The following is a 13,333-nucleotide window of genomic DNA, read 5'->3' as shown; positions in this document are numbered from 1 at the left end:
CGTACCCTTCGTATCCTCGGGTACTTCACACGGTCCTTCTCGATCGTACGGCCTTCGTCGAAGCTGCATTCTTCGCTCAGAACTTCGTCGGAACGTCGTCCCTTGTTCCTCCTTGTTCGTACCTTTCGCTTCCCTCAGGTACGCCTCTAACCTTCGCTTTGCTCGGTTACGTTTCACTCAGATCTTCGTCGGAGAACTTCGTCAGGGCTGCTTCGTCACGAGGGCTTCGCCAGGCCTACTGTCTCAACACCGTTGAGACCTTGGTCGCAACCTTCGCCTACGCTCGGTTGCCTTCGTTGGTTCCAACACTATTGGACCCTTCCTCGGATATCTCATTCGTACCCTTCGTATCCTCGGGTACTTCACACGGTCCTTCTCGATCGTACGGCCTTCGTCGAAGCTGCATTCTTCGCTTCTCCTTGCCCCTAACCTTCGCTTTGCTCGGTTACGTTTCACTCAGATCTTCGTCGGAGAATTTCGTCAGGGCTGCTTCGTCACGCCCAGAACTTCGAAAAAGCTTCGTTCCTCGCTTTTCCTCGTTCGTTCCCTTCGCTCCCCTCGTGAACATTCGTACCCTTCGTATCCTCGGGTACTTCACACGGTCCTTCTCGATCGTAACCTTCGTTTCACTCAGATCTTCGTCGGACCTGCTTCGACACGGTCCTTCTCGATCGTAACCTTCGTTTCACTCGGTTACCCTTTGCCTTGGTCGGAATCTTCGATTCTGGACGAGCTGCTTTCAGCAGGTCCTGGTTTAAGGATAAATCCGCCTTCTAAGCCACTTGATTGCTCGAAAAGGCGGATCAAACGAATTTATTGCAAACCGGAGGTTATGCTATTTAGCGTGCTCTTCCAGATAAGCGACAGCCTGACCAACGGTAGTAATCGTCTCTGCCTGCTCGTCCGGGATGGAGATGTTGAATTCCTTTTCGAATTCCATGATGAGTTCAACGGTGTCCAGAGAGTCTGCACCCAGATCATTGGTAAAAGAAGCCTCATTTGTAACCTCAGCTTCTTCAACTCCTAATTTATCAACGATGATCTTTTTAACCCTTGTAGCGATGTCTGACATTTTTGTAAGATTTAGTTATACGGCTGCAAAAATAGAGATTTCCAGCAAAACACAACAAACCGGGCATTTTTTAATTTTACCCTTTGTTCGTACCTTGCAATTTCCCTACCACCCTTTAATTGGCATTTTCTCGTCGCAAGCGCTAATAGAGCGCTTTAGCAGATTTTGGCAATATGTGTAAAATTTTTAGTTTTTGCGCCATTTAACAGCCCGGAATTAGTAAATTTAAATAACTTCGGCCTCCCTCTTACTTAAAATATAAAAGACAGCATGGCGCTTAGGATCATCGATCACGGAACGAAGGAGTATCAGCAGATGGTGAATTTACGCATGGAGATCCTGCGTAAACCACTGGGTCTCTCATTTGACGCAGCGGAGCTGGAAAAAGAAAAGGAGGATGTGCTGATGGGCGCCTTCGAAGACGACAAACTACTGGGCTGTTGTCTGCTGACAAGAATGGACCAGCATACTATGCGTCTCCGACAGATGGCCGTCCCCAATAGTATGCAGGGGAAAGGTATTGGCCGTGCTCTTATGATCTTCGCGGAGAATATTGCGCGGGACCTTGGCTATAAAAAATTGTGTATGCATGCCCGCAAGACGGCCCTTGGATTCTATGAAAAGCTGGGTTACAGCACCACCGGCGAAGAGTTCATCGAGGTCACCATACCACATTATATTATGGAGAAAGCGCTTTGAGCGGCGAGCTACAAGCTGAGAATTAATTAAATCCTGGCTTGAGGCTATCTGATCAGCCTTATGCTGATGGGATATCGGTATATCCTATTCTCAGCAGCCCTGATCGTCGCAACAATCACCAGGACGGTGTTAAGGATGCCCACTACCCAAAAGAGGAGCACTCCAATAAGGGTAATAAAGAGGATAATATATAACAAGATGATTGTCAACTGGAAATTCAAAGATTCCTTTGCATTGGCCGCTACAAAGGCGGAATCGTTCTTCTTTAGGAGGTAGATCACCAGTGGCGCCAGGAAACCGACTCCGGGGATGATGGCCAGTATATGGGAGAGGATGGCCAGCGTGCGTTCGTCGCCGTCAGGCATATAACCTGGTTGATCTTCTGCCATGGTGCACCTTTTCCATAAATATAATGAATTTATGTAGCAGCTGCCCTTTCGGGGACCTTATCTTCTCCAAGCGCGAAATCACTCATCCGGCGGAGGAAACGGAGCAATTCGGCCATGGAATGCACATCATCCACCACCAGCAGGAAGTTTTTGCCAGCCTGTTTGAGCTTGGCCTTATTTGTATATTTCTGAATATAGTCCAGGATCCGACTGAAGATCTCCGACTCAAAATAGGGAGAGTCGGGCCTGTTGATAAAATAGCAACGCAGGTCAGTATCCTTCAGGATCAGCTTTTCGAATCCCAGGGTGACGGCCAGCTTGCGGATACGCACTGTGTCGAAAAGGTCCTCTACCTGTGGCGGTATGGGGCCAAAACGGTCTATCAGCTCTTTATGGAATTCCTGCAATTCTTCTTCGTTACTGCTGTTATCCAGCCTTGTGTAGAGCGATAGCCTTTCAGTGATGCTTTCCACGTAGCTGTCGGGTATCAGTATTTCCAGGTCCGTGTCTATCGTACAGTCCTGTACATAATCGTCCGCTTTGGAGATCTCTTCTTTGAATAGCTCTTTGAACTCGGTGCGTTTGAGTTCCTTGATGGCTTCGTCCAGGATCTTCTGATAGGTCTCGAATCCGATGTCGGCCATAAAGCCACTTTGTTCGCCACCGAGCATGTTGCCAGCGCCGCGGATGTCGAGGTCGCGCATGGCGATCTGGAAGCCACTGCCCAGGTCGCTGTGCTGTTCCAGCGTCTGCAAGCGCTTGCGGCTGTCATCCGGCAGTGTGGCCAGGGAGGGAGCCAGTAGATAACAGAATGCCTTTTTATTGCTCCGGCCTACGCGACCGCGCAGCTGATGAAGATCGCTGAGACCGAAATGATGGGCATTATTGACGATGATCGTGTTTACATTGGGGATATCCACGCCACTCTCCACGATGTTTGTACATACGAGGACGTCATATTTCCTGTCGATGAAGTCCAGTATCTTTTCCTCCAGCTCATGGCCTTCCATCTGGCCGTGGGCGTAGCTGATGCTCAGATCGGGGCACAATCCCTGGATGACGGCGGACATTTCCGCCAGCCCCTGGACCCTGTTGTAGATGAAGAACACCTGTCCACCCCTTTCCGTCTCATAGTAGATTGCGTCACGGATGAAATCTTCATTATAGCCATGCAATTCCGTCTGTATAGGCTGACGATTGGGAGGGGGTGTATTGATGATACTCAGATCACGGGCGCCCATCAGGCTGAACTGCAGGGTACGGGGAATAGGCGTGGCTGTCAGGGTAAGGCAGTCGACATTTGTCCGCAGTGTCTTGATCTTCTCTTTATGTGCCACCCCGAATTTCTGTTCCTCGTCGATGACCAGCAATCCCAGGTCTTTGAACTTTACTTCTTTGCCCAGCAAGGCGTGGGTACCGATGATGATATCGATCTTACCGTCCTCCAGCCTTTTCAGGGTATCTTTTTTCTCTTTCGAGGATTTGAACCTGTTGACGTAATCCACTTTGACCGGGAAGTCCTTCAATCTTTCGCTAAAGGTCTTATAATGCTGGAAAGCAAGGATAGTGGTGGGCACGAGCACGGCGGCCTGTTTACCGTCACAGCAGGTCTTAAAGGCTGATCGAACGGCCACTTCCGTCTTGCCGAAACCTACGTCCCCGCAGACCAGCCTGTCCATTGGCGAAGGAGATTCCATATCCTTCTTTACGTCGGCAGTGGCTTTGCTCTGGTCTGGCGTGTCCTCATAGATAAACGACGCCTCCAGCTCTGTCTGCATGTAGTTGTCGGGGGTATGTGCAAAGCCTTGCTGCGCTTTGCGCTGCGCATAGAGCCTGATCAGATCGAAAGCAATCTCTTTTACCCTGGTCTTTGTCTTTTCCTTCAGCTTCTGCCAGACATCGCTGCCAAGCTTATTCACCCTGGGCACAGTGCCTTCCTTGCCTGTGTATTTCGAGATCTTGTGTAAAGAGTTGATGTTGACGTACAGGATATCGCTGTCCTTATAGATGATCCGAACGGCCTCCTGCAGCCGGCCATTGGCTTCTATTTTTTGCAAACCGCTGTACACGCCTACCCCGTGGTCGATATGTGTGACGTAATCTCCCGGCTGTAACTCCCGAAGGGTTCGGAGGGTGATGGCCTTGTTCTTATTATAGGCTTGTTTAACCTTGTACTTATGGTATCGCTGGAAAAGCTGATGGTCTGTATAACAGACGACTTTCAGGTCTTCGTCAATGAATCCTTCATGGATGGACAGTGGTATGGGGGTGAAAGTGACCTCGGCTTTCAGGTCTTCGAAGATCGTACGGAGCCGTTCCAACTGCCGCGGATTCTCAGCAAAGAGGTAAAGGGTATATTTTTTAGCCTCCCAGGACTTCAGATCCTTTATCAGCAAGTCGAACTGCCTGTTGAAAGCGGGCTGGGGGCGGGTGTGGAAATCGATAGCGAAAGGGGAACCACCATCGATGTCACCGGATGCCGAGGGCCCGTATTCCACCACGTGGAATTTTTTCAGCTCCCGTCCTATGTCTTCTGCTGTGGCGAACTCTTCCTGCCGTATCTCTCTTTTCTCCATTTTATCCTCTTCGTCCGAAGCGGCTTCCCGGGACAGGGGGCGCCGGCTTTTGCCTGCCGGTTCGGCTGCCGCCTGGGCTGCAAGGCGTTCACGTTCCACTGTCAGGTGTTCCAGGTAGATCTCCAGGTCTTCCTCCTGGATGGCGAGCCTTTCCCTCGTGAAAGCCCAGTCCTGCATCCAGATGACCGTATTTTCCGGCAGGAACTCCAGCAAGGAGATCTTCTCCCCGCTGCCCACCCGGGTGTCCACATTTGGTATAATATTGACTTGCAGCAACTTACGCTCACTGAGCTGGGTCTCGGGGTCAAATATGCGGATGGAATCCACGTCATTGCCAAAGAGCTCTATCCGGTAAGGCTTTTCGTTGCCAAAGGAGTAAATGTCGAGGATACCGCCGCGCAAAGCGAACTGCCCGGGTTCATATACAAAGTCGGTCCTTTCGAAGCCTTTTTCCACAAAGCGCTCCATCATGCCATTCAAGTCGAGGGTATCGCCCGCCTTGATGGAAATGATGTTGCCGGAAAGGGCATCCGGCTGTACCACCTTTTCAAAAAGCGCTTCGGGGTAGGAGACGATGAGCTTTTTATGGCTGCCGGTGACTGCCGCAGGATTTCGCATAGCTGCGGACAGGCGCGTCAGGGTCTCGGTGCGCAGCATGACATGGCTGCTGTTCAGCAGTCGATAATTTTTCTTTGTCTTAAAAGAGGAAGGGAAGTAAAAGAGGTCCAGGGCTCCTGTGAGGTTTTCCAGCGTATTATGCAGGTAGGCTGCGGCCTCGGCGTCCTCACAAACTACCAGGTGATTGAGCTGGCTGGTCATTTCATGCTGAAATACGGCGTTCACCAGAAAGGCTGGGCTACTGCCCTGTAGGTTCCTGCAATGAATGCGTTGGGGTTGGGACAATACGAGTCTGTCCGCCAGTTGAAAAAGGCGGGGAGAATGCAAAAAAGACCCGGATAAAACCTCACTGTTCATTCAGTTGGCAAAGATACGAAAAATGGTCAGGCAACCGAACAGGTTAAATTACCGTAAATCCTAATAAACGGGTTTATGATCGGATTCTACACTACAATCAACTTTTGTCATTTTTCCTGATAAGACCTCAACGGGGGCGAGATTGTTTTTTTCATCCCTGCGGCTGGCGTGGAAGAGATCACCCTTCTTTGTGAAAATGGAGTACTGACCGACAGGCAACAGCACTTTAAAATGTCCCTTATCGTCAGTGTCGGCCTGCCGGATCATCCGGGTATGTATGGACTTGAAATAAGGCGCGTCACCGACCCTATCTACCTGGTTGATATTGGTTAATTCATAGATGTAGATGGTGCCGCGGACACCCTCTTTTGGAGCAGAAGTTCTCCTATTTGGAGCGGGCATACGGTTGCCTCCGATGCTGAAGACGGTGCCTTCGATGCCCTGATCGCCGAAGGTCCTGTGGATCAGGCCGCAAGAAAGGCTCAAAAGACCTACAAGTAAAAGTTTCAGCATGAAGGAAGGCCCCAAAATGGTTCTAAGTAAGTTACATATAATTAAGCCTGAAAACAGCTAAAAAACACTATTTTTAAGACCGATTTAAATAATCCTTATGACTAATTGGCGCCCGCGCTCCTTATTCCTTTTATCGATCCTACTCCTTTCCGCCCTATTTTCCCAGGCGCAAGTGTCCACCAATAGAGCCGCTCTTCAACAAGCGAGCCGGCTCAAAGCCAGCCAGGAACAGGATATCCGCCGGATGGTGGAAACCCTGGCCGCCAAGCATGGATGGCCGCTGACGATCAAGAACAAGAGCGGGCGCCTGGCCTATCTGCGGGGACTCAGCCGGACGGGGCATCCAATATATATAACCACCAACGATAATATTATATCCGCCGCCACTATCCGGACCACCTCCCTTTGGCCTGGCGGCAGTACGGGACTTGGGCTCAGCGGCAGCGCCAACTATATGTCGGGATTGATCGCCGTATGGGACGAGGGGAAGGTGAGGAATACCCACGTCGAGCTGAACAACCGGGTGAACCAGGCAGACAACTCGGCGGTCCTCAGCGATCACTCCACGCATGTCGCCGGCACGATGATCGCGGCGGGGGTGAACCCGGTGGCCAAGGGCATGTCGTTTGGCGCAAAGATGCTGAACGCGTATGACTTCAATAGTGACCAATCCGAGATGATGACGGCGGCGCAGAACGGACTCCTTGTTTCTAATCACTCTTATTCCATTATTACTGGTTGGTACTACAATGGCGACCAGAGCCGGTGGGAATGGTGGGGCAATCATGGGGACACGGTGGATGTCAACTTCGGATTATATGACGAAGATACCCGGACCTGGGACTCCATCGCGTATAATGCCCCTTTCTACCTGATTACCAAAGCAGCGGGCAACAACAGATCCGTGAATGGTCCCGACGTGAACGCCACCTATTATTATTACGATGTCAGTTCCAACAGCTGGAAGTCTGAAAAGCGTCCTTCCAACATCAGCAACAATGCCGGTTACATGATCATCGCCACCTACGGCAATGCCAAGAATATCCTTACAGTAGGAGCGGTGAATCCGATTCCTGCCGGCTATAGCCAGCCTTCGGACGCAGTGCTGACCGATTTCAGCAGTTGGGGTCCCACGGGGGATGGCCGTATCAAGCCCGATGTCGTGGCTGACGGGGCCAATGTCCTGTCTTCCGTCAGTACTGCCGACAATGCATATGATGTTTTCAGCGGCACTTCCATGGCATCCCCTGCTGCGGCGGGCTCTTCTTTCCTGCTGCAGGAATATTGGTCGAAGCTGCATGGCAACACCTTCATGCGTTCGGCCACGTTGAAGGGCCTTCTTATCCATACGGCTGACGAAGCGGGCGCCAACCCCGGTCCGGACTATCAATATGGTTGGGGCCTGATCAATATGGAAAAGGCGGCCTCCGTCATCACTTCGAACAACACCGCCCAAAAAGATCAGATGGTCGTGGAGGATCAGCTGACGAATACTACCAATGATGCCGACAGCATCACCGTGGTGGCTTCCGGCACATCGCCTCTTATTGCTACCATCTCCTGGACGGATCCCGCGGGGGTGCCGGCAGCCAATGTCACTTCCAACTTTCATGACGTGGGCATCAAGCTGGTGAATGACCTGGACCTCCGGATTACCGATGTCTCGTCAGGCACTGTCTACCTGCCCTGGATATTAAATCCTGCCTCGCCGTCTGCGGCGGCTACCAGGGGGGACAATATCCGCGACAACGTAGAAAAGGTACAGGTGGACAGCCTGATACCCGGCAGGACCTATAAAATAAAAGTATCTCATAAGGGCACCCTGAAGCAGGGCACTCCTTCGGGCAGCCAGGCCTATTCGCTGCTGGTCAGCGGGGCGGGCGGAACAGCCTATTGCGCATCCGGCGCCTCGGGTTCCACCGGTTCCTTTATCAGCAATGTGAACCTGGGCAGCCTGAATAATGCTACAGCAGGCGACTGTGGCGCGAAATACAATGATCAGACTGCAGTGGCTGCGCCACAGCTGGCTATCGGGCAAACCTTTCCCATCAAGGTGGGTTACCAGACATGCAGCGGTACTGCCAACACCAATATTGCTGTTTATATCGACTATAATAATAACGGTGATTTTGGCGATGCGGGCGAGCTTGCCGCATCTACTACGAACCTGAGCAGCACCACAACTGCCGCCACCTACACGGGCAGCATTACTATCCCTACTACCGTAAAAGCCGGTGTATTCACCCGCATGCGGATCGTCGTACAGGACGGGGCAGCGGCTGTACCTGCTGCCTGCGGCACTTATACTGCTGGCGAGACCCAGGATTACCGCGTAATGTTCTCCACGCCCGCCAGCGACGTAGGCGTGGCTTCGCTGGAATTGCCCGGCCTTTCCAGCTGCGCCAGCGATTCCCAGATCGTCACCATCCGGATCCGCAACTACGGTACTACGCTGCAGAATGCAGTTCCCGTGACGACTACCATCAAGGATGGCGGCGGCAATACCGTCGCCACGCTTACTGCGATCTGCAAGGATAGCCTACCGGGCAAAAGCGATGTCGTTTTTACCTATAACACCACATTTAAAGCCATTGCCGGCACGACGTATACGTTGACGAGCAAAACGGGCCTGGCCACTGACTTTAATACCGGCAACGATCAGTATGTCGCCAGCACTACTGTCAGCACCAACTCCTCTACTGCTACGGGTACGGCATTTACCTGCGGTACGAATGCCACGACCGCTTCTTTAAAAGCAACCACTTCCGGCAACGACGTGGCCTTATGGTATGATAGTCCAACAGCGACCAAGCCTATTGCTGCGGGCAATTCCACTACTACCAGCGTGATCCCGTCCAATAACACCTATTATCTGGGAGTGAACGATCTGGCAACCAAAGAAGGCCCCCCTAATAAGATGGCGGCTTACACCAATGGAACGGGAGCCTATTATCAGCTGCAGGGCAATTTCATAAAGCTGACAACGCAAGTTCCCCTTACCATCGAAAGTGCCAAGATGTATTTTTCTCATAGCGGGAAGGTGACGTTTACCCTTGCTACTTTTGCAGGCTGGTCGGGTACCAATGGCTCCTATTCCTATATACCCAACTACAGTACGACCATCGACGTATACGCGACCAGGAATACGCCATTGGCAGTAGGCCCTAATACGTCTGCCCCAGCTGATAACAATGATACAGGAGGAATATTCAATCTGAATATCCCCATTCCCACTCCAGGCAGCTATATCATCATTATCGACGGCACTGACGGCACGGGCATATTTGCCAATGTATTCGGCAGCGGCAGCAGTTCCGTCGTGCCCTATCCCATTTCGATTCCCGGACTGATCTCTATCACCGGCAATGATCAGGGGGGCAATACTGCCGACAGCACTACGGCCTATAAAAAGATCTATTATCCCTTCTATAACATGGGTATCAGATTGACTGGCTGTCCCAGCACGGCGGCCCGGACTCCTGTGGTGGCCACACCCGTAGCTGCGCCTGTCATTACGCTGACCAATACCAATGTATTCACCAGCAGCTTTGACGATGGCAACCAGTGGTACCGGAGTGGAACGCTGTTACGGGATTCCACCGGAAAGACGCTTATCGCCAAGATCTCCGGCACGTATCAGACCATCGTCACGGATGCTGTCAGCGGGTGTGCGCTGCCGTCCAACTCCATACCATTCGTCTCCACCGGAACCAATGATGTCAACGGTTCCACCATTGGGTTGGTGGTATCGCCCAATCCCAACCCGGGGATCTTCCAGCTGCAGTTCAACATGGAAACGCCGGACAATACCAGTATCATCCTGTTGAATACCCTGGGCCAGAAAGTCTATGAAGAAGATGATGCGAATTTTGTCGGTGCGTATAACAAAACGATCAATGCCGGCAACCTGGCTTCCGGCATGTATGTGCTGAAGATCATTCACGGGAATGACACTTATGTCCGGAAAATCCTGGTGAAAAAATAAATCATACCCGGAAAAAAATTATATATTAGCCAATCGATTGCCTGCTACAACTGAACAAAGGGCGGATCTTCGGATCCGTTCTTTGTTTGTGTACCTGCCAGCATCACGCTTAAATTCCATCAGTATGCTCCAACCTTGGCAAACCGGTAAGGTCACCCGCATAGAGAATGAGACGGCGCAAACCCGGCGATTTTGGATACAGATCCCGGCCCTTGCCTCTTTTGACTTTAAGCCAGGGCAGTTTGTCACCCTGGACCTTCCTATTCACGAGAAGCTCAACAAACGGGTGCGGAGTTATTCCATTGCCTCCTGGCCCGATGGCTCCAATACTATCGAGCTGGTGATCGTACATCTGGAAGGAGGCGCCGGTACGAATTATTTATTCAATGAAGTGAAAGTTGGCAGCGAGCTGACGCTCCGTGGGCCACAGGGAATATTTACCTTACCGGAACCTATCGAGAAAGACCTGTATTTCATTTGCACAGGGACGGGGATCGCTCCTTTTCGGAGCATGGCGCATCATATCCTTAATAATAATATCCCGCACCGGGAGATCTACCTGATCTTTGGCTGCCGTCATTTTGGCGATGCGTTATATGGCCCCGAATTAAAGGCGCTGGCCGAGCAGATACCCAGCTTTCATTATATTCCTACTTACTCCCGGGAAGTTTCCACGGACCATATCATCCGTACGGGATATGTACACGCCGTGTATGAGGAGCTTTGCCGCAAGAACCAGGAAGGTTCGGGCACAAATGAATTGAAGGCGGCTTCTTTCTACTTATGTGGATGGAAAAATATGATCGATGAAGCCAAGCAACGGATTCAGGCATTAGGCTATGACAGGAAGGCTATCCACCAGGAGCTTTATGGTTAGGTCTGCTATTTCGTCGCTTTTTCTTTGGGATTTTCCTTGCCGTTGATCTTCATGGAGATGACAGGGATGGAATGTTCTTCTAATTTATTTTCCAGCTGTACATATGCCTTTTGTATCTCCAGAATCTCGGCGTGGCTATTCATCATTTCTTTTTCCAGTTCGATGATCTTCGAACGGCTTTTTGCCAATGTCGCCCTACCTATCATGAGACCTATAAAACCACCTCCAATTACTGCAATCAATAGAATAACCGGATTAATGATTAGATCAAAAGTAATCATCTTAAAAATAATTTAATGTTCTTTAAGCGATAGGCTGTTCACCAGGGGATGCAGTGGGTCGTTTTCAGGGGATCGGACAGGCTTTGCGTCCGATCCGGATCAAATATAGTAATAAATTAACGAAAACACAATAAATCCCGGATGCGAAAAATTCCTGTTATCCTTCTATTTGTCGGCTGACGATCCTGGATATGTCAGCAATGGGCACCCGCTCCTGCTGCATAGTGTCTCTATAGCGGATAGTAACCGTCTGATCCTCTTTGGTCTGGTGGTCCACCGTTACGCAGAATGGTGTTCCGATGGCGTCCATCCGGCGATAGCGCTTGCCGATGGCATCTTTTTCCTCATAAAAGCACCGGAACTGGCTTTTGCAGGCATCCATCACCTCCCGGGCTATTTCGGGCAGGCCGTCTTTTTTCGTTAGGGGCAGCACGGCCAATTTTATGGGCGCCAGCCTGGGGGGGAATTTCAGCACAACGCGGCTATCCTGCTTTTCAGGAGTGCTGAGGTCCTCTTCGAAATAGGCTTCGCTCAGTACCATCAGGACGGTGCGGTCCAGGCCGATGGAAGTCTCTATGACATAGGGTATATAGTTCTGATTGATCTCGGAGTCGAAGTACTGCATTTTCTTTTTGCTATATTCCTGATGGCTCTTCAGGTCGAAATCCGTGCGGGAATGGATGCCTTCTACTTCTTTGAATCCAATGGGAAAATCATATTCGATATCGCAGGCCGCATCTGCGTAGTGGGCCAGCTTCACGTGATCGTGGAAGCGGTATTTTTCTTTTGGTATACCCAGGCTCAGGTGCCATTTCATCCTTTCGTTCTTCCAGTGTTCGTACCATTCTTTTTGTGTGCCGGGTCGGATGAAGAACTGCATTTCCATCTGTTCGAACTCCCGCATGCGGAAGATGAACTGGCGGGCGACGATCTCGTTGCGGAAAGCTTTGCCGATCTGCGCGATGCCGAAAGGGATCTTCATCCGGCCTGTTTTCTGTACGTTGAGGAAATTGACGAAGATACCCTGGGCCGTTTCCGGGCGCAGGTAGATCTCGCTTGCTTCTTCGGACACGCTGCCCAGCTGGGTAGAGAACATGAGATTGAACTGGCGTACTTCCGTCCAGTTACCCGTATCGCTGACGCTGCATTTTATCTTCTGGTCTTCTATGAGCTTTTTCAGGCCGGCGAAGTCGCTGGCGGCGAGCAGGCTGTCCATAGCTTGCTGGAGGGCGTCCGCGCCTGCCTTATCTCCCTTTTTTTCCAGCTCTTCGATCCGGGCTTCGATGAGGTGGTCGACACGATAGCGCTTTTTGCTGTCCTTATTGTCGATCATCGGGTCGCTGAAATTGTCGACATGGCCGCTGGCTTTCCAGGTGGTGGGATGCATGAAGATGGCCGCGTCGATGCCGACGATGTTCTCATTCAGCTGGGTCATGCTTTTCCACCAATAGTCTTTTATGTTCTTTTTCAGCTCACTGCCATTTTGGCCATAGTCATAAACGGCGCTCAGGCCATCATAGATCTCGCTGGACGGGAAGATAAAGCCATATTCTTTACAGTGCGAAATGATCGCCTGGAACCTGTTCGTGTCGTTTGCCATAGTCGGCAAAGATAAAGAATCACCTCAATTTCTCGTTCTCCTTATGCCGCTCCGCGTCCCGGATGTTTTTCTTTTCGAAATTCTTTTCCAATGCGACGGAGAGATCGACCCCTGTCTGGTTGGCAATGCAGAGCAGCACCCATAGCACGTCCGCCAGCTCATCCGACAATTCCTTTCCTTTATCGGAAGCTTTGAAGGACTGGTCACCATAAAGCCGGCTCATCAACCGGGCGACCTCCCCCACCTCTTCGGCGAGGATGGCCATGTTCGTCAGTTCGCTGAAATAGCGCACGCCGGTGGTAGTGATCCATTTGTCTACCAGCTGCTGGGCTTCCTTTATGGACAGATGTTGTTCCGGCATGGTAA

At 51.1% G+C, this 13,333-nt stretch carries 10 protein-coding genes; 3 read left to right on the top strand and 7 right to left on the bottom strand.

Translation table 11 applies throughout. The annotated features are described in order from the left end of the window. Positions 1-835 precede the first annotated feature (835 nt). The gene (locus tag Q4E93_RS25215) at positions 836-1,072 is read right to left on the bottom strand and encodes an acyl carrier protein (RefSeq protein WP_081146706.1); all 237 of its coding nucleotides are present in this window, start codon (positions 1,070-1,072) and stop codon (positions 836-838) included. A 270-nt stretch (positions 1,073-1,342) separates the two neighbouring features. Here Q4E93_RS25215 and Q4E93_RS25210 point away from each other — a divergent pair, with 270 nt between their 5' ends. Further along, the gene (locus tag Q4E93_RS25210) at positions 1,343-1,771 is read left to right on the top strand and encodes a GNAT family N-acetyltransferase (protein ID WP_303590079.1); all 429 of its coding nucleotides are present in this window, start codon (positions 1,343-1,345) and stop codon (positions 1,769-1,771) included. A 44-nt stretch (positions 1,772-1,815) separates the two neighbouring features. Here Q4E93_RS25210 and Q4E93_RS25205 read toward each other — a convergent pair whose 3' ends face one another. Genes Q4E93_RS25205 through Q4E93_RS25195 form a run of 3 tightly spaced genes read right to left on the bottom strand, consistent with a single transcriptional unit; the run spans position 1,816 to position 6,224 of the window. Beyond that, complete coding sequence (locus tag Q4E93_RS25205; RefSeq protein ID WP_303590077.1) at positions 1,816-2,160, bottom strand: DUF4870 domain-containing protein; 345 nt, start codon at positions 2,158-2,160, stop codon at positions 1,816-1,818. 29 nt (positions 2,161-2,189) lie between these two features. Continuing rightward, positions 2,190-5,711 carry a transcription-repair coupling factor gene (mfd, locus tag Q4E93_RS25200; RefSeq protein ID WP_368501899.1) on the bottom strand — a complete coding sequence of 1,174 codons (3,522 nt, stop codon included), beginning with the start codon at positions 5,709-5,711 and terminating at the stop codon, positions 2,190-2,192. A 60-nt stretch (positions 5,712-5,771) separates the two neighbouring features. Next, positions 5,772-6,224 (bottom strand): hypothetical protein, encoded by a 453-nt coding sequence (locus Q4E93_RS25195; protein WP_303590073.1) that lies wholly within the window; start codon positions 6,222-6,224, stop codon positions 5,772-5,774. A 97-nt stretch (positions 6,225-6,321) separates the two neighbouring features. On the opposite strand from Q4E93_RS25195, the gene Q4E93_RS25190 reads away from it, so the two are divergent. Then, positions 6,322-10,209 carry a S8 family serine peptidase gene (locus Q4E93_RS25190; RefSeq protein ID WP_303590071.1) on the top strand — a complete coding sequence of 1,296 codons (3,888 nt, stop codon included), beginning with the start codon at positions 6,322-6,324 and terminating at the stop codon, positions 10,207-10,209. A 124-nt stretch (positions 10,210-10,333) separates the two neighbouring features. Continuing rightward, entirely contained in the window at positions 10,334-11,086 is a 753-nt protein-coding gene (locus Q4E93_RS25185; RefSeq protein ID WP_303590069.1) for a ferredoxin--NADP reductase, read from the top strand. A gap of 5 nt (positions 11,087-11,091) precedes the next feature. Here the strand turns inward: Q4E93_RS25185 and Q4E93_RS25180 are convergent, their stop codons facing one another. The 3 genes from Q4E93_RS25180 to Q4E93_RS25170 all read right to left on the bottom strand — a co-directional run bounded on the left by Q4E93_RS25180 (position 11,092) and on the right by Q4E93_RS25170 (position 13,328). Beyond that, complete coding sequence (locus tag Q4E93_RS25180; protein ID WP_303590067.1) at positions 11,092-11,292, bottom strand: hypothetical protein; 201 nt, start codon at positions 11,290-11,292, stop codon at positions 11,092-11,094. A gap of 232 nt (positions 11,293-11,524) precedes the next feature. Then, the gene (locus Q4E93_RS25175) at positions 11,525-12,967 is read right to left on the bottom strand and encodes a glycine--tRNA ligase (protein ID WP_303590065.1); all 1,443 of its coding nucleotides are present in this window, start codon (positions 12,965-12,967) and stop codon (positions 11,525-11,527) included. Positions 12,968-12,986: 19 nt separating this feature from the next. Further along, entirely contained in the window at positions 12,987-13,328 is a 342-nt protein-coding gene (locus tag Q4E93_RS25170) for a nucleotide pyrophosphohydrolase (protein WP_303590063.1), read from the bottom strand. Positions 13,329-13,333 lie beyond the last annotated feature (5 nt).

This window comes from Flavitalea plasmicola (assembly GCF_030546645.1).
Lineage (GTDB): Bacteria > Bacteroidota > Bacteroidia > Chitinophagales > Chitinophagaceae > Puia.
This window is presented reverse-complemented; position numbering and strand designations above follow the sequence as displayed.